Below are 15,019 nucleotides of genomic sequence, written 5' to 3' on the forward strand. Positions count from 1 at the left end.
ATATCGTTCTACAACCATGATCGTCTCCAGAAACGACTAAACGGCTTGAGCCCTGTCGAATACAGGGCTCAAGCCGCCTAGGCTGGTTTTCATTATTTACCCTGTCTACTTGACGGGGAGCAGTTCAGTTCAGCCAGGTCTCTATTTGTATTGCGTCACATCGCACCGCCAGATTTTATGAGGGGCACCGAGTCCCCAATAATGGTCGATCGTGAGTACAGGTGGACCCATCCGTTTTTCCCAGTACGTTTGCGCGGTCGGAAACCCCGCATCGAGATAAAAAATCGGCTGTCCCCTGATCAACAGCTCGTCCATCACGTTTTTAAGCAAGAAATGACCGACCCCTTGCCGCTGCTCGCTCGGCGTCACATAGATGCATCCGACTTCCGGTACGTCCGGCTCGACATCGAGATGTGCCGTGATAATCTCGTTCGGAGGAAGGATAGCCGCTGTTCCAACGATGACGTCGTCTTTTAGCACAACAAACAATTGGACAGTCTCGTCATCCAAACTATCTTGAACGGTCGTATTCAAGCGCGCCACTTCCTCGTCCAACAAATCAGCGTCTTCAAACTGTTCCCGGCGGATCAAATCGCTCAGACTCTCCATAAACAAACGCTGGAGCGGTTTGACATCATCTCGTTCAAGCGGACGAAAGTTCAATATTTCCACTTCCCTCTATCCATAATCATACGTTTCCTTCTTTACCCGTGTCTCTGCCTAACGTAACGTTCGGTTGATGCGACCCTTCCACCGCCTCGAGCTGTTCGAGATGGTCATACCCGAGATACCCGTGCGTCTTCCAGACAAGCACGATTGCCGTCGTGAACAACAAGAGCGTCAAATAAAGAAAACCGATTGAGACCTGCCCCGGCTCGATCAAGGGGACGAGGGCATACGAGACGTTAAACGTCGTATGCAGTAAAAAGGCCGCCCATAAGTTCATCGTCGTGACGTTATATAACCACGAGATGATCAACGTAAACGATAGAATGGCGACGGCGTAAGCCCAAAACGGGAGGGATGCCTGTCCGGTGCCCGTCATCAAGAAGAGGGGAATATGCCAAACCGCCCACACCACGCCGACGAACAGGCTCGCCTGGAGCGGCGTCTTGTTGAGTTGCAGCGCGTCGAGTAAATACCCGCGCCAACCATACTCTTGTTGAACCGTTCCCCCGAGAAATAACATGTAGAGGAAGTACGGGATGACGAGCCAAGGTTCGTTCAGCAGTAACGCACCGCTCGCATCGGTCAGCCAGTACGCGAGGACAAATAAGAACGGGATGAGCAACAGGCCGAACGCATAGTACTTACCGGCCATCCGCCACTCGAAGCCTCGCTTCAACAGTGTCTGCACCCCGCTCCATCCGTTTTCTCGAAACGCCATATAACTGCCGGCCACGCTCGGTCCGAACGAACCGATCAAGACGGTCGCTAAAATCGGCAAGCTTGTCCACGTATAGAGCCCCCACCAGCTTAACCATGAGAACGCGAACGCGATGACGATAAACGTTATGACTTCTTTTCGTGTCGGGATCATGCGCTCCGCCTCCTTTTATATGTAGTTTACCCACTCTAGAAGCGACTTGCCTACTTCACCGGCAAAATATTTTTAACATATGAAGCAAAATGATAGGTCGGCTACTATTTGCCGAGGTATAATCAGAGTTACAATAAAATCACATTTACTAGCGAGGTACACATGGAACCAGTAGTCGAACACTCGATGAGTCACAATTACTTTCTCGTGATTCTTTCTTATATTATCGCCGCTGTTTCCGCTTATGCTGCCATCGAACTGGCACGCCGCGTGAACGCGACGAATCGCTCCACTCAAAATATGTGGATTTTGGCGGGCGGCGCCACCCTCGGACTCGGGATTTGGTCGATGCATTTCATCGCCATGCTCGCTCACGAGGCGTTGCGCCCCGTCACGTATTCGATCCCGCTCGTCTTGCTGTCTGTCATCATTGCGATGGCCGGCTGTATCTTCGGCTTCTTGATCGTCTCGCGCCGGACGACTCATCCCGCCTTGATCGGTGCGGGACTGTTGATGGGAACCAGTATCGCCAGCATGCATTACGTCGGCATGGACGCGATTCAAGGCGTCGCGATTTCGTATGATCCATGGTTGGCCATGTTGTCGATCATCATCGCCATCGCGGCCTCACTTATCGCCTTATGGATCGGCTTCTACTCGAAGTACGCCAAACAAAAGATCGACCTCGAGCTGAAAGTGTTCTTTTCACTGCTCATGGGCGTCGCCATCTTCGGGATGCACTTTGTCGGTATGGCCGCGTCATCGTTCGCGTTCATCGAAGCGAACGGCCCGTTCGCCAATGCCGTCGAACCGTCGCTTCTCGCCTGGCTCGTCACGGCGATCACGGTCATCTTGTTTGCCATCTTCTTCTTGTCGCTCACGCTCGACCGTCACCTCAAGAAACGTGAACTCATCCAAGCGACGATTCTCGATTCGACGACGGATGCGGTCGTCACGACGACGAAAGATGGCATGATCCAGTACGCCAACACCGCGTTTTATCGTTTGTTCGACAAAACGGACGATACTTTTTTCCAAGACTACCACTCGTCCTTGACGATCAATCAACAGTTCTATGACCCAAGACGGGTCGAGATCGACGATAAGACGATTGAAGTGACGAGCTACCCGCTCAAAGGTGAAGCGATGGACCAAGTGCTCTGGTTTTTACGGGACGTCTCGGAGGCGATCGCCTCACAACGTCTCGTCGAACATATGGCGTATCACGATACGCTCACTGATCTGCCGAACCGTCACAAGCTCGAACGCATCCTTGCGGAACATATTCAAATCGAAGACCCGGTCGCTTGTCTTTACATCGACATCGACCGCTGGCGTTTCTTGAGTGATATGCTCGGACATCACGGCACGGACGAATTGACGATGCAAATCGCCGAACGTCTTCGCGTCACGATTCATCCAGATGACATTTTGACACGAGTCGGTGCTTCGGAATTCATTATCTTACTGTTCGATAAGCGCAGCACACTCGCCAAACAAAAAGCGGAGAAATGTATTAAAGCGATCTCACAACCGTTCGATATCGACGGGACGACCGTCGAACTCACGATGAGCGCCGGCGTCAGCCATTATCCGAAAGACACGACGTCCGCGGACGAACTCGTCCAATACGCGCGACTCACCGTCCACGAATCAAAACGGATCGGGAAAAACCAAATCAAAGAGTTCGAAGACGAATCGAAGCATCAAATTTTACGCACGGTTGAGATCGAGAAAGCGCTCATTCACGCACTGGATCGTCACGAGTTCACGCTCGTCTATCAACCGAAAGTATCGCTCACGAAAAATCGACTCGAAGGCGTCGAGGCGCTCTTGCGTTGGAATCATTTCGAACTCGGCGATGTCACACCGACCGAATTCATCCCGATCGCAGAAAACACCGGACTGATCCACCAGATCGGCAACTGGGTCATGCGCGAGTCGTGTCTCGCTTGGGTACGGTGGAACAAGTCCGGCGTCAAGCCGTTCACGCTCTCGGTCAACGTGTCACCGCTCCAGTTCGCGCGTGAAGACTTCGTCGAGACGCTCCAAACCATCTTACAAGAGACCGGCATGGACCCGATGTTCCTCGAACTTGAAGTGACGGAATCATCGATGCTATCGTACGAGGCATCGACGCGCGATAAGCTCACCCAACTTCATCAGTACGGGATTTTGATCTCGCTCGATGATTTCGGGACTGGTTACTCGTCGTTCCGCCAACTGCGCGAACTTCCGGTCCAAGTGCTCAAGATTGACCGCTCGTTCATCGTCAACTTGTTCACAGACCGCAACCAAGAAGCGATCGTCCGGTCGATGATCCAACTCGGCCATAACCTCGGCATGAAAGTATTGATGGAAGGCGTCGAAACGTCTGACCAACTCGAATGGTTGCTCAATGAGCAGTGCGACTATGTCCAAGGCTTTTACTTCAGCCGTCCGCTTCGCGAGAAAGACGTCGTGAAGCACGTCAAATCGGTCACGACCTATATCGAGTTCGGGAAGACCCGGGCTTAAAACCAATAAGAGGTGACTCATCCGTATCGGATCAGAGTCACCTCTTTTGTTGGTGCTGAGTGATTGGTTACCCGTCGATTTCACCCTCAAACGATAAATTAAGTGGTTCATCCTGTAAGGCCGTTGCTTATCTTTATCTAACCATACGATTGGACCGCTTACTTCACCTACTATTTTGCTCTTTGTCAAAATCATCGGCAAACAGTAAGACGCACCTCTCCTCAATCGGAAAGATGCTGTGTCTAAAGTTAAGCGGTCTTCAGGCGTTTTCGTGTATGAATCGACTTCATGACGGCTCGAGCAATTGGCTGAGCGAACAACAACTCTATCCAAAACGCGATGCCGAAATTGCGGAACCACGTCGGGAAGAAGTGATGCAACGTTTCGAAGTTGATCTCGCCCATACCGATCCATGGTCCGATAATCGTCATGACAAACGAGATCATCGAGACGTTTAAGACGATGTTCAACAAGATACGGGCGTTGAAGCCGTCCGTCTGACCGGCAAGCCGGTTAAATAGTATATCGGCTAGCGGCTTCACAATGAAACGGATCAACACGATGAGCGCAATCCAAGCGAACGGGATGATTTTGAGCGTATCGACGTAATGGGCGACACTAAAGCCTCGCTCCATGCCGACGATGATCGGGGCAATCGTGTTCACGGATAAAATCGAGATAATCAACATGAACAAAACGCCTTCTTTTGGGTTTTGAGGTAACCGGTCTTCTAAGTGCATAATAAAGCCTCCGTACACATATGATTTCAGATGGTAGACGTATCTTGCGACATATATTTTCGGTCCGAAACCGATATCTCTACAAACTGATTTTCATAGTGTAGCAAATTGGAGGCCTGCTTCGTAAGCATTATTTTTTTGTTTTTTATTCGACCGTTTTTTTTCAGATACAGTCTCATGCTAGTCCGTTTCGAATGGCAAAACTAGTCGCCTGAACAAACTTCGTGCTGTCGACTTTTTACCGTTCACGTAAAAGTCACCACTTTCACTAACAAGCCATTTTTTTGGAGGCTTGTCCGCCTGACGCGGTTCGTGCATGATAATAGTATATAGAGATGAAACGGAGGAACGGATATGAGCGGGCTCTTTCTCGTCATCGGCATCATCTTATCGATTCTCTCGAAATGGCTGCAGTTTAACGGACAGGATGCGCGCGGAGATGTGCTCGTATTTCCGGCTGCATTCTTTCTCGGCTTGGCGCTGTTGTTCAGCTTGCCGTTCTTTAAAGAGTGGTGGGAGGAACCATCAAAGCGACCGAAAGCGCTCCGCTTCGCTGGGCTCGCGGCCGGTGGCATTCTATCGTTCCAGTTGTTCGCCTGGCTCGTCTTCGGACAAGATCAGTGGCTCGGTGCACTGTTCTTGCTCCCTTTCCTCACTTGCCTTTACTTCATTATCCGTACGTTCAAATGAAAACGGTGAAGCGCTCATCATGTGCCTCACCGTTTTTAGGGAATGTCGAGGTCGAATAGAACCCCATAATGATCACTCGGTAGAATATTAGTTTTGCTAACGGGTGCATGTCCGAACACGTCTACGCTTTTAATAACTAGAGAGTTCACTTTAGCGTGACGCAATAAAATCCAATCATAGCGCGAGGATTGTTTCGATAAGGAATCCTGTTGCAAATATGGATTATCTGTATAGTCCAATGTCGGTTGCGCTCCTCCTTCATCATACTTGGCGACATCGACCCACCGGTGTTCGGTCAAATAGTGATGGTTCTCTGACTGCGGGTCATCATTGAAGTCCCCGCATAAAATTTCGTACCGTTCCCCCTCGCCGATCCATTCGTGGACCGCCTTCATTTGTGCTTCCCGTATGTCCGACGACCTCCAATTTAAATGGACGTTCGTCAATCCGAACACGTGGCCTCCTACTTGGAACGTTACCCTCATCGCACAGTAGTTTGCTTCTTCTACCTCGTAGTGCCAAATCGCATCATTCGTATCGAGCGGAACTTTACTTAAAACGGAGAGTCCTTCATCCGGTGAATCGGGATAAGGATGAAACACACAAAACGGATATCCCGTCTGATTCGCGATATATGTTGCGACATCGATTCCTGTTTCGCCGTCTATGTATGTTTTAACTTCCTGAAGCGCAAGCATGTCAGGGGCAACACGTTTTACTTCCTCACAGATGGCCTCGATTCGCTCGTTCCATAAGGTTGGATTGTTCCAAATGTTAAAGGTTGCAATCCTCATTCTATGCCTCCATTTCGATGGTTCTGTTTCAACAAAAATTGTGCGCTATTTTGAATCAGTTCAATCGTCCGGGTCAACTCTTCTGTCGTGTTATCAAGATAATAGGGACCAGGTGCACCCGAGTCCAGAAACTCGTTCCGTAAAATGATGACACGTTCCCCCATCTGTGAATCCGCCGGCCTGTGCTGATCGCGTTGGAAATGAACGTCTTGCTCTTCCCATAAGATGACGTATCGCACTTCAATCCCTTGTTCAATCCAATGTGACGTATATGTCTGTACATCGTTCCAAAATACGATCCAGTCCACGATGACGTCATAATCGGCCTCAAGAAAGTTATTGCTCAAGGCAACGATGTTTTTCCAAACAAGTTCATTCGCCTGCTCGGACTCCCATGGTTTTTCGCGACCGGAGACTGCCATATGACTAATTTCATCGCCTGAAATGTATGCACTTTTCTTCATCTGTCGAGCGAGCTGTTTTGCGGTTGTCGATTTCCCGACGCCCGCCGGACCTGAAACGATCACGATTTTCCCCTTCATCCGCTCTTCCTCCTCGAAAATTTAAGAGGAAGCGCTCAAGCGCTCCCCCATTTTCGTTCTTCTCGCAGTTCATCTTCCGTGACGTAGTTGTTGTCGAGGTTGACCATGTGGCGCTCGTACCACTTTCCTCCTGGAAATGAAAAAAGAAAAGAGGCTGCCCCAATAAGGAAAAATGTCGAAATTGAAATCAAATCTGTAAGAACAGCGTATACCCACAGTAAAATGAATGGATACATAAGTAGACCACTTATCGAATTGAAATGAATAAGTCGTTTCGCTTCTCGAGAGATCAAGTACTTCTTTTTGATTGCTTCACGCTTCCTTGCTTTATAAAAGTCTGGCAGACTGACGATTGCACCGATAAAAAAGACCGTCACTGGTGATAACCATTTATACTCAACCATGAAAAACAGGACGAAAAAGAATACCCATGATAGTAGTAAAATCGATGGCTTCTTCGCATTATCAAACGCCATCAGTTCCCGCATTTGAGTGCGCTTATCCATATCGTTCTTCCTTTTCAATTTCCCGCGCTTCTTTAATTGCTTTGATATCTTGATTCGTCAAATAGTTCCCATCATGTTTTTGAATGATACGGTCGAGCCATTTCCCGAAGAACGTCGCGCCCCAGAAAAAGGCTTGTGATAAGAGAAACGCTTGGAACGATTGTGGTTGCTGTGTTTGATTGAACGCGACGATGCCATAAAAACCAAGAGCGACAAGTCCAAATAACGAAGCTGTATACCGTAGCGTCAACAGCTTTCGCGCCTTCTCATTCTTCACAAAGCGGCGCCACATCCGGAAACGCATCATCTCCGTAGTGATGACGAGACTAAATATTGAGAATATGAATATTAGGAAAAACGAATCCGGCATCTCCCAATACGACGCATAAGTCAGCATGCCGATGATTGCTGCGACCACAAAGATCCCAACGCCCCAGCTTGTCCATTTATCCATTCGCAACACCGTATCAATCTGTTGTTTTGTTTGCGGTGAAAGTTCCATTATGGTTTCATCCTTTCAATCACTTGGTCGTATGTCGGCATGTCAGGGTCGTACGCTTTCAATTTCCGGACAATCAATCGTTTTCGATATGATTCGGTTAGTCCCCAGATGCCAAACACGCCGCCAATTAAGAAACCAAACGATTCAGTCGTCAGTAGCGTCGTCATAAAGGTTCCCATTAAGATTGCGCTAATCCACGTATCAGCATATTCGATTTTCAGCCACTGCAAACCCTTTGGTCGCGTTGAGAATTGGCGCAGGATGCGATATTGCTGATGTCCCATCACGACAAGAAACACCGCGACAGTCCACATCAAGGGAATTAACAACATCCGTTCAAAGAAAAGGGAAACAACCAATGAAGTCACATAAACAACGAGCAACGGAACACCGAAGCGTTGGATTCGCTTCACCCACAGAATTTCTTTCTGCAATTGTTTACCCATCCCCTCACCTCCCTATTTCTTTATATGTAGAACGCCACACGTCTTCCTGCTTCATCCGCTTATCAATCCTCATCGTCATCCATCCAGCTAACACAATCACGAGCAAACCGACTGTATAGAAAACTTTCGTCTCCAACAATTCATTGCCGTTCAATGCGAGAAAGAAGGCAACCGTATTCAACACGTCACTCCCCAACTGTTGGCGATAGCGATGCGTCAATTTCGGATTCAACCGTTGTCGCATCTGATAGCGACGTACATACATCACATTGACGGGAACGAGCACGAGGGCCATGTAGACGATGCCCCAAAACAGACTGTCCGTCCACCACACGATTGGAAGAATGACGACTAGAAACACCCCTACAATCCCAAACATGAGTTGTTGAAACGAACGGACCCACGCCCGTTCCTGTTCGACTCGTTCCCTCATCGCACTTCCTCCAGCTCGAGGGCGCATAATATCGGATCATGTTGATTTAAACGGCGTGACACCGTTTCTGTCAACGTCCCCCAAATGAACACCCCGAACGCCCAATACAGGTCGTCTTGATTGAAGACCAACAGGCCACTCACTAAAACGAGTAAACCGATCGAGCTCACGATATCGTACACGAGATGCCACCTTAGCACCTTCCGCGTAGCAAGATCGACTAAAAACGTACGTCTCATCTGATATTTTTGCACGTCTAACATGAGCATTCTGACCCCAACGAGAGTGAGAGGAATGATGAGCCACAGTTGCTTCCCAAAGAAGGATAAGACGATGGCCAATACCACGACGCTTAAAAAGATGTATCCGACCCGTGTCTGTTGCTTCTTCCAAGCCGTCTCTTGTTCAATTCGTATCGGTTGATTCATGACTTCCCCTCCCTACTATTCTCTTATTGTATACGGAAATGAAACGGTGGGGTTTCAAGTTATCCAAATATTCCCTCAATAATCATTCGACGTTTTTCAACAATTGGCGAATGATTTACGACCGTTGCAAATTATTTCTGCTATAATGATAGCGTATTCATTCCTACAAATTGATGTGAAAGGTGCAAACAGTCATGGCCCCAAAGTATAAGCAAGTAGCTGAACAGATTGAGACGGATATCGTCAATCACGTCTATCAGCATACGAACAAACTCCTCACGGAAGACGAATATGCTACGAAATACGCCGTCAGCCGCAACACGGTCCGGAAAGCGATCGAGATTCTCGTCAACAAAGGCTACGCCTATCAAGTCCAAGGGAGCGGCGTCTTCGTCCGTGACCATTACGACAGCGATTATGTGAACCTCGAAAAACTCCAAGGTCTCACGAGCGACTTCAGTGGACGAAAAGTCGAGACACACGTCCTCGCCTTTGAGGAGACGACGGCAAACGAAGAAGTGGCGGAACGGATGAAGTGTCCGGTCGGGACGCCTGTTTATTACGTCAAGCGGCTGCGTCTCGTCGACGACCACCCGTTCTCGGTCGAAGATTCGTACTTCCGCAAAAATCTCGTCGTCTATCTCGACCGAAACATCACCGAGAAGTCGATTTATAACTACTTCCGTAACGACCAAAAGCTCGCCATCGGTTTTGCCGACCGCGTCATTTACGCCGATTTCTTGAACGCCGATGATGCCGTTTTACTCGGGTTGAACGAGAACGATCCGGCCCTTCTCGTCGACAACACCGTTTATTTAACGAACGGTCAAATCTTCGACGTATCGCGCTCGACACATCATTTCCGCCATGTTAAGATGCTGAAAGTCTCTAACATCAAGTCTTAAACGCACTCGAGAGGTTGATCTCGCGTGCGTTTTTTTCGTTCACATTTTATTCAAAAAGAAAGGGTTTACATGTAAGCGGTGTCGTGCTAGTATCAAACTATAGAATTTGTACCTACGAATCTTAGTTATCCATACAAAAAAGGAGAGATATTATGGTTTCTGAAACAATCGAAATTACACCCGAAGACATCTTCGGTTTAATCGCCCTCTCAGGTGACGCGAAAGCAAGTTACCACCACGCAATGCTCCTCATGCAAGAAGGCAAACCAGAGGAAGCGGCTGAAGCGGTCAAGGCTGGAGACGCGACGTTGAAAGAAGCACACGCTATCCAAACGAAATTCGTCACGCTCGAAGCACAAGGGAAAACGGCGACAGTCGGCGTCCTCATGGTGCACGCGCAAGACCACTTGATGAACACGATCCTCGTAAAAGAGATGCTCGGCTACATGATGAACATGCAAAACGAAATCAACCAATTGAAAGGAATGGATCAAAAATGATGAAAATCGGACTCTTCTGCGCAGCAGGTATGTCAACAAGTATGTTAGTAGAAAAAATGAAAGCGGTTGCCGCTGAACGTGGCCTCGAGGCAGAAATTGCAGCCTACCCAGAATCAGAAATGGAAACGTACGTGAACGACCTCGACGTCGCTCTTCTCGGACCACAAGTGAAGTACTTGCTTTCAAAAGGCAAACAGATCTGTGAGCCAAAAGGCGTTCCAATCGACGTCATCAACACAGTCGACTACGGCATGATGAACGGAACGAAAGTATTAGACCACGCACTTAAGCTTGTAAATAAATAAACTGAGGTGACCACTTTGAAAATGCCAAAAGATTTCTTGTTCGGCGCTGCTTCGGCTTCTTACCAAGTCGAAGGCGCATGGAACGAGGACGGGAAAGGACTCTCAAACTGGGACGTCTTCTCGAAAATTCCTGGAAAAACATTTGAAGATACGAACGGCGACGTCGCAGTCGACCATTACCATCGTTATAAAGAAGACATCGCGCTCATGGCCGAAATGGGACTCGAATCATATCGCTTCTCAATCTCATGGCCGCGTATCTTCCCGAACGGCACAGGGGAAGTAAACGAAAAAGGACTTGAGTTTTACAACAACTTGATCGACGAGTGCTTGAAGCACAACATCGTCCCGTTCGTGACACTCTACCACTGGGACCTCCCGCAAGCGCTTGAAGAAACAGGCGGCTGGAAAAATCCAGCTACGGTTGACGCGTTCGTACGTTTCGCCGATACTTGTTTCCAATCGTTTGGCGACCGTGTCCGTCACTGGATCACGTTCAATGAAGCGGTCATCTTCTGCTCGCTCGGCTACTTGACTGGGGCACACCCACCAGGTATTGAAGGCGATGTCAAAGGTTACTTCCAAACGACACACCACGTTTTCGTCGCACACGCCCGTGCCGTCGAGTTGTTCAAACAAAACGGTTACGAAGGTGAAATCGGCATCACGCACGTATTCAACCCGGCCTTCAGCATCGATGAAGCCGAGGAGAACAAATTTGCGGAAATGCACGCGAACGCTTATGCGACGCACTGGTTCTATGACCCGATCTTGAAAGGCGAATATCCAGAATACGTCGTGAAAGGACTTGAAGAGCAAGGTCTTCTCCCTGAAATGACAGCTGAAGAGCTCGAGCTTCTCAAGCGTACAGCACCGATGAACGACTTCATCGGTCTCAACTACTACAGCCCGCAACGCGTCATGAAAAATGACTCAGCGCTCGTTATGGCCGGTGGTCGTGAGAACTCGACAGGCCGCCCAGGTAACCCATCGTTCGACGGCGTCTACAAGACAGTCATGATGGATGACAAGGTATATACGAAATGGGCATGGGAAATCTCACCGGAAGCGTTCCTTGACGGCATGCACATGTTGAAGGAGCGTTACGGCAACGTGAAAATCTATATCACCGAGAACGGTCTCGGCGACGTCGATCCAATCGTTGACGGCGAAATCCTCGACGACCCACGTATCGAATACATCGAAGGCCACTTACGCGCTGTGAAACACGCCGTTGAACAAGGTGTCAACGTCGCAGGTTACTACGCTTGGTCGGCAATCGACCTTCTCAGCTGGCTCAACGGATATAAGAAGCAGTATGGCTTCATCTACGTTGATCACGCGAACGGTCTCGCTCGCAAGAAGAAAAAATCGTTCCACTGGTACAAAGACATCATCGCCACGCGCGCTGAAAACCTATAAGGAGGTTCCCCATGAGCCGCTTAGAAAGAGTATTTGAAAAGTTCACACCAGGTTTCGTTCGATTTGCGAACGCAAAGCCCGTCCTTGCAATTAAGGACGGGTTCATCCTGACAATGCCGATGACGATCATCGGTTCGCTGTTCCTACTGATCTTGGCGTTACCGATTCCAGGTTGGGCCGAGTTCATGTCAGGATTGTTCGGAGCCGATTGGACGCTCCCACTCACGCAAGTCGTCGGTGCGACGTTTGACATCCTAGCTTTGATCGGGGTATTCGGAATCGCCTACTCGTACGTCAAAAACGAAAAAATCGAAGGCGTACCAGCTGGTATCCTCGGAATCATCTCGTTCTTGATCATCACACAAGCATCTGTCCTCTCTGAATCAGGAGAAGCAGTCAACGGAGTCATCCCGAAAGTATGGACAGGTGGACAAGGTGTCCTCGCTGCCATCGTCGTCGGTTTAGTCGTCGGATTCATTTATTCGCAATTCATCAAACGCGGGATCAGCATTAAAATGCCTGACGGTGTCCCACCTGGTGTTTCGAACTCATTCTCGGCACTCGTTCCTGGTCTTGCGATCATCGCACTTGCTGCTGCGACGTTCGCTATCTTCCAAGCGGTTGCAGAGCGTACGTTCACAGAAGTCGTCTATGACGTGCTTCAATCACCACTTCAAAACCTGACCGACACGCTAGCAGGAGCAGTCATCATCATGGTTCTCATGTCAGTCATGTGGTGGTGTGGAATTCACGGTGCCGCAATCATCATGGGTATCATGGGGCCACTCCTTACAGCAAACGCACTTCAAAACCAAGCACTCATCGATGCGGGTGAAACACTCGTTGCCGGTGAGAACGCGAAAATCGTTACAATCCAGTTCCTCGACGTCTTCACGAAGCTCGGTGGTTCAGGAATCACGATCGGATTCATCATCGCCACACTTATCGTCGCCCGTTCGGCTCACTTGAAACAGCTCGGTAAGCTCTCGCTTGCACCAAGTTTGTTCAACATTAACGAGCCGGTCATCTTCGGGATGCCGATCGTGTTCAACCCGATCATGTTCGTACCGTTCGTCATCGTACCTGCAATCGCATCGTTCATGGTGTACTTCTCAATCCTTTGGGGCTGGGTCGATCCGTTCAACGCACTTCAGGTGCCGTGGACGACACCACCGATTATCTCTGGTTTCTTAATCGGCGGATGGCGTGCAGCGCTCTTGCAGATCGTCACGATCGCAATGGCCGTAGCCATCTACCTCCCGTTCGTCCGCATGCAAGATCGCGTCTCGTACGGTGAAGAGTTGAAAGCACAAGAAGAATCAGACCAAGCATCAGCCTAAGTAAAAAACGACAGCCCTTCTCAACGATGAGAAGGGCTGTTATATTTAGGAAAATGTCTATGAACGTTGAGCGTCCTTGCAACGTCTCGAACTCAAAATCAAGCTCCTCCGTTTCGTCAATGGTCATCTACGAATCGAATACCAATTTAGTAATTTCATTCTACACCAGGCTATCGCTATTAGCGTTTTGTATTCACTTCGGAGTGTTCTACTTAATTTATAGTTCATTAAAACAAAATCAGAATAGGTTATAAATCTCAATATAAGCCCATATTCTATTCTTATTGAAAGTCATTCGCAGTAAATATTCTTTTAACAAATTTGATTAATCCCATTTTTGGTGTTCAGATTGAGATTTTTTATAAGTATATAGCAACTGAGCCAAAAACATAATTAATAATAAAAGCGGTACTAATATTTTTTCAAGAGGCGAAGTTACTGTCAAAAAAATGAACAAAGTAAGAAAGATAAGAATAGGTAACCCTGCATACAATGTTCTCTTAAATTTTTGTGTATAAGTGAGTTTGTGGTACATTTTCACTTAAATCCCTCCTTTATTCCATTTAATATTTATTATATACTTAATTTAACACTAAAAGGGGGTAACGTAAACTTATGAAAAAGTTTTATAAGCAATTTACACTTGTAATGAGTACTCTATTACTTTTGTTTGGTTCTTTTTCACTTTCAGTTAATGCCGCTGAACATTCTGGGGCTACAAATCAGCATTTAAACTTGAATGACATCAAGAATCATGAACAAATTTTTGAGTTGATTCATCAAGATCCCAATGACATTATCTCTTCTTATTGGTTAGATGAAAGTGTCAAATCTGGTGTAATTAACATATTCAATTCATCAGAAAATAAATATTATAACTTGTACGTTGAAAAAGATCACATCACTTACTACAGTATTCAATATTATGTGAGTCATGATTCAAAAGATGCGAAATTCGAACTATATTCTATCGACTCATTTAATAATTCTCACCATGAATTCACTTCGCAAGTTGCAAACGAGACTGGCAAGGTCTCACATCAAATAAATGCAAAAAGTAATAGTAATACAGCTTACAAATGGGCCTGTATTTTCTCTAGCTATGTTGCTTGTGCAGCAGCGGCCGGTACAATAGGATTCGGAGTGGCTGGTCCATTTGGAGCAGGCGCAGCTGCTCTTGCCTGCAGATACGTTTTCCAAACGCTTGTCGAAAAATATGGTAGTAAAAAAGCAGCTTGTAAAATTTTTAGCTAACTTCCGTTGTAGGGAGGTAATCTTACTTTCCTACATCTTTTTTCCTTATTCTCCTTCTTTTTAACTCATGAGTATAAATTAAATACTTAATTTCTTTTCTACATAATACGTAAATTGAGAAACATAATTTCTTGCTTTAATAAGTCCGCTTTATA

Annotated in this window: 19 protein-coding genes; 9 read left to right on the top strand and 10 right to left on the bottom strand. The window is 47.6% G+C overall.

Annotated features, from left to right (window positions below; all coding sequences use genetic code 11):
- The coding region (locus EVJ29_RS15700; protein ID WP_131440828.1) for an IS3 family transposase at positions 1-81 on the top strand (81 nt) is incomplete at its 5' end.
- Between the two features lie 60 nt (positions 82-141).
- Here EVJ29_RS15700 and EVJ29_RS12385 read toward each other — a convergent pair.
- Together EVJ29_RS12385 and EVJ29_RS12390 are read right to left on the bottom strand one after the other, a co-directional pair.
- Positions 142-672: a GNAT family N-acetyltransferase gene (locus EVJ29_RS12385; RefSeq protein WP_236633537.1), complete on the bottom strand. Its 531-nt coding sequence runs from the start codon at positions 670-672 to the stop codon at positions 142-144.
- Between the two features lie 16 nt (positions 673-688).
- Positions 689-1,540 carry a CPBP family intramembrane glutamic endopeptidase gene (locus EVJ29_RS12390; RefSeq protein WP_131490739.1) on the bottom strand — a complete coding sequence of 284 codons (852 nt, stop codon included), beginning with the start codon at positions 1,538-1,540 and terminating at the stop codon, positions 689-691.
- Between the two features lie 162 nt (positions 1,541-1,702).
- Here EVJ29_RS12390 and EVJ29_RS12395 point away from each other — a divergent pair, with 162 nt between their 5' ends.
- Entirely contained in the window at positions 1,703-4,057 is a 2,355-nt protein-coding gene (locus EVJ29_RS12395; RefSeq protein WP_236633538.1) for a bifunctional diguanylate cyclase/phosphodiesterase, read from the top strand.
- Between the two features lie 248 nt (positions 4,058-4,305).
- Here the strand turns inward: EVJ29_RS12395 and EVJ29_RS12400 are convergent, their stop codons facing one another.
- Positions 4,306-4,797 carry a hypothetical protein gene (locus tag EVJ29_RS12400; RefSeq protein WP_131505161.1) on the bottom strand — a complete coding sequence of 164 codons (492 nt, stop codon included), beginning with the start codon at positions 4,795-4,797 and terminating at the stop codon, positions 4,306-4,308.
- Positions 4,798-5,151: 354 nt separating this feature from the next.
- Here EVJ29_RS12400 and EVJ29_RS12405 point away from each other — a divergent pair, with 354 nt between their 5' ends.
- On the top strand, positions 5,152-5,487 hold the full coding sequence (locus tag EVJ29_RS12405) for a hypothetical protein (RefSeq protein ID WP_131490738.1): 336 nt from the start codon (positions 5,152-5,154) through the stop codon (positions 5,485-5,487).
- Positions 5,488-5,522: 35 nt separating this feature from the next.
- Here EVJ29_RS12405 and EVJ29_RS12410 read toward each other — a convergent pair whose 3' ends face one another.
- Genes EVJ29_RS12410 through EVJ29_RS12440 form a run of 7 tightly spaced genes read right to left on the bottom strand, consistent with a single transcriptional unit; the run spans position 5,523 to position 9,138 of the window.
- Positions 5,523-6,281 (bottom strand): endonuclease/exonuclease/phosphatase family protein, encoded by a 759-nt coding sequence (locus EVJ29_RS12410; protein WP_131490737.1) that lies wholly within the window; start codon positions 6,279-6,281, stop codon positions 5,523-5,525.
- Complete coding sequence (locus tag EVJ29_RS12415) at positions 6,278-6,823, bottom strand: AAA family ATPase (RefSeq protein ID WP_131490736.1); 546 nt, start codon at positions 6,821-6,823, stop codon at positions 6,278-6,280. The genes EVJ29_RS12410 and EVJ29_RS12415 overlap by 4 nt, the downstream gene beginning before the upstream one ends.
- Before the next feature lie 35 nt (positions 6,824-6,858).
- Positions 6,859-7,311 carry a hypothetical protein gene (locus tag EVJ29_RS12420; protein WP_161567355.1) on the bottom strand — a complete coding sequence of 151 codons (453 nt, stop codon included), beginning with the start codon at positions 7,309-7,311 and terminating at the stop codon, positions 6,859-6,861.
- A 10-nt stretch (positions 7,312-7,321) separates the two neighbouring features.
- Complete coding sequence (locus EVJ29_RS12425) at positions 7,322-7,831, bottom strand: hypothetical protein (RefSeq protein WP_131490734.1); 510 nt, start codon at positions 7,829-7,831, stop codon at positions 7,322-7,324.
- Positions 7,831-8,277 carry a hypothetical protein gene (locus EVJ29_RS12430; RefSeq protein ID WP_131490733.1) on the bottom strand — a complete coding sequence of 149 codons (447 nt, stop codon included), beginning with the start codon at positions 8,275-8,277 and terminating at the stop codon, positions 7,831-7,833. The genes EVJ29_RS12425 and EVJ29_RS12430 overlap by 1 nt, the downstream gene beginning before the upstream one ends.
- A gap of 4 nt (positions 8,278-8,281) precedes the next feature.
- Positions 8,282-8,710, bottom strand: a complete 429-nt coding sequence (locus tag EVJ29_RS12435) for a hypothetical protein (RefSeq protein WP_131490732.1) — start codon at positions 8,708-8,710, stop codon at positions 8,282-8,284.
- Positions 8,707-9,138 carry a hypothetical protein gene (locus EVJ29_RS12440; protein ID WP_131490731.1) on the bottom strand — a complete coding sequence of 144 codons (432 nt, stop codon included), beginning with the start codon at positions 9,136-9,138 and terminating at the stop codon, positions 8,707-8,709. The genes EVJ29_RS12435 and EVJ29_RS12440 overlap by 4 nt, the downstream gene beginning before the upstream one ends.
- Positions 9,139-9,332: 194 nt before the next feature.
- Here EVJ29_RS12440 and EVJ29_RS12445 point away from each other — a divergent pair, with 194 nt between their 5' ends.
- The 6 genes from EVJ29_RS12445 (at position 9,333) to EVJ29_RS12470 (ending at position 14,864) form a co-directional block, all read left to right on the top strand.
- Positions 9,333-10,043, top strand: a complete 711-nt coding sequence (locus EVJ29_RS12445; RefSeq protein ID WP_070329090.1) for a GntR family transcriptional regulator — start codon at positions 9,333-9,335, stop codon at positions 10,041-10,043.
- 152 nt (positions 10,044-10,195) lie between these two features.
- On the top strand, positions 10,196-10,543 hold the full coding sequence (locus EVJ29_RS12450) for a PTS lactose/cellobiose transporter subunit IIA (RefSeq protein WP_016510548.1): 348 nt from the start codon (positions 10,196-10,198) through the stop codon (positions 10,541-10,543).
- Positions 10,540-10,848: a PTS sugar transporter subunit IIB gene (locus EVJ29_RS12455; protein ID WP_070329088.1), complete on the top strand. Its 309-nt coding sequence runs from the start codon at positions 10,540-10,542 to the stop codon at positions 10,846-10,848. Before EVJ29_RS12450 ends, EVJ29_RS12455 begins: the two co-directional genes overlap by 4 nt.
- 15 nt (positions 10,849-10,863) lie before the next feature.
- Positions 10,864-12,270 carry a GH1 family beta-glucosidase gene (locus tag EVJ29_RS12460; protein WP_070329087.1) on the top strand — a complete coding sequence of 469 codons (1,407 nt, stop codon included), beginning with the start codon at positions 10,864-10,866 and terminating at the stop codon, positions 12,268-12,270.
- 11 nt (positions 12,271-12,281) lie between these two features.
- Positions 12,282-13,610 (top strand): PTS sugar transporter subunit IIC, encoded by a 1,329-nt coding sequence (locus tag EVJ29_RS12465; protein WP_131505162.1) that lies wholly within the window; start codon positions 12,282-12,284, stop codon positions 13,608-13,610.
- Positions 13,611-14,225: 615 nt separating this feature from the next.
- Positions 14,226-14,864: a hypothetical protein gene (locus tag EVJ29_RS12470; RefSeq protein WP_131466242.1), complete on the top strand. Its 639-nt coding sequence runs from the start codon at positions 14,226-14,228 to the stop codon at positions 14,862-14,864.
- The last annotated feature ends 155 nt before the right edge of the window (positions 14,865-15,019 follow it).

Origin of the sequence: Exiguobacterium sp. SH4S7 (assembly GCF_004336795.1) — a bacterium.
In the GTDB taxonomy this organism is placed as follows: domain Bacteria; phylum Bacillota; class Bacilli; order Exiguobacteriales; family Exiguobacteriaceae; genus Exiguobacterium; species Exiguobacterium aurantiacum_A.

Excerpts from the sequence above, each read along its gene's own strand:
- EVJ29_RS12440 (WP_131490731.1), bottom strand. The coding sequence starts at position 9,138 with ATGAATCAACCGATACGAATTGAACAAGAGACGGCTTGGAAGAAGCAA.
- EVJ29_RS12420 (WP_161567355.1), bottom strand. The coding sequence starts at position 7,311 with ATGCGGGAACTGATGGCGTTTGATAATGCGAAGAAGCCATCGATTTTA.
- EVJ29_RS12405 (WP_131490738.1), top strand. The coding sequence starts at position 5,152 with ATGAGCGGGCTCTTTCTCGTCATCGGCATCATCTTATCGATTCTCTCG.
- EVJ29_RS12465 (WP_131505162.1), top strand. The coding sequence starts at position 12,282 with ATGAGCCGCTTAGAAAGAGTATTTGAAAAGTTCACACCAGGTTTCGTT.
- EVJ29_RS12425 (WP_131490734.1), bottom strand. The coding sequence starts at position 7,831 with ATGGAACTTTCACCGCAAACAAAACAACAGATTGATACGGTGTTGCGA.
- EVJ29_RS12470 (WP_131466242.1), top strand. The coding sequence starts at position 14,226 with ATGAAAAAGTTTTATAAGCAATTTACACTTGTAATGAGTACTCTATTA.
- EVJ29_RS12450 (WP_016510548.1), top strand. The coding sequence starts at position 10,196 with ATGGTTTCTGAAACAATCGAAATTACACCCGAAGACATCTTCGGTTTA.
- EVJ29_RS12445 (WP_070329090.1), top strand. The coding sequence starts at position 9,333 with ATGGCCCCAAAGTATAAGCAAGTAGCTGAACAGATTGAGACGGATATC.
- EVJ29_RS12415 (WP_131490736.1), bottom strand. The coding sequence starts at position 6,823 with ATGAAGGGGAAAATCGTGATCGTTTCAGGTCCGGCGGGCGTCGGGAAA.
- EVJ29_RS12400 (WP_131505161.1), bottom strand. The coding sequence starts at position 4,797 with ATGCACTTAGAAGACCGGTTACCTCAAAACCCAAAAGAAGGCGTTTTG.
- EVJ29_RS12455 (WP_070329088.1), top strand. The coding sequence starts at position 10,540 with ATGATGAAAATCGGACTCTTCTGCGCAGCAGGTATGTCAACAAGTATG.
- EVJ29_RS12395 (WP_236633538.1), top strand. The coding sequence starts at position 1,703 with ATGGAACCAGTAGTCGAACACTCGATGAGTCACAATTACTTTCTCGTG.
- EVJ29_RS12390 (WP_131490739.1), bottom strand. The coding sequence starts at position 1,540 with ATGATCCCGACACGAAAAGAAGTCATAACGTTTATCGTCATCGCGTTC.
- EVJ29_RS12430 (WP_131490733.1), bottom strand. The coding sequence starts at position 8,277 with ATGGGTAAACAATTGCAGAAAGAAATTCTGTGGGTGAAGCGAATCCAA.
- EVJ29_RS12435 (WP_131490732.1), bottom strand. The coding sequence starts at position 8,710 with ATGAGGGAACGAGTCGAACAGGAACGGGCGTGGGTCCGTTCGTTTCAA.
- EVJ29_RS12410 (WP_131490737.1), bottom strand. The coding sequence starts at position 6,281 with ATGAGGATTGCAACCTTTAACATTTGGAACAATCCAACCTTATGGAAC.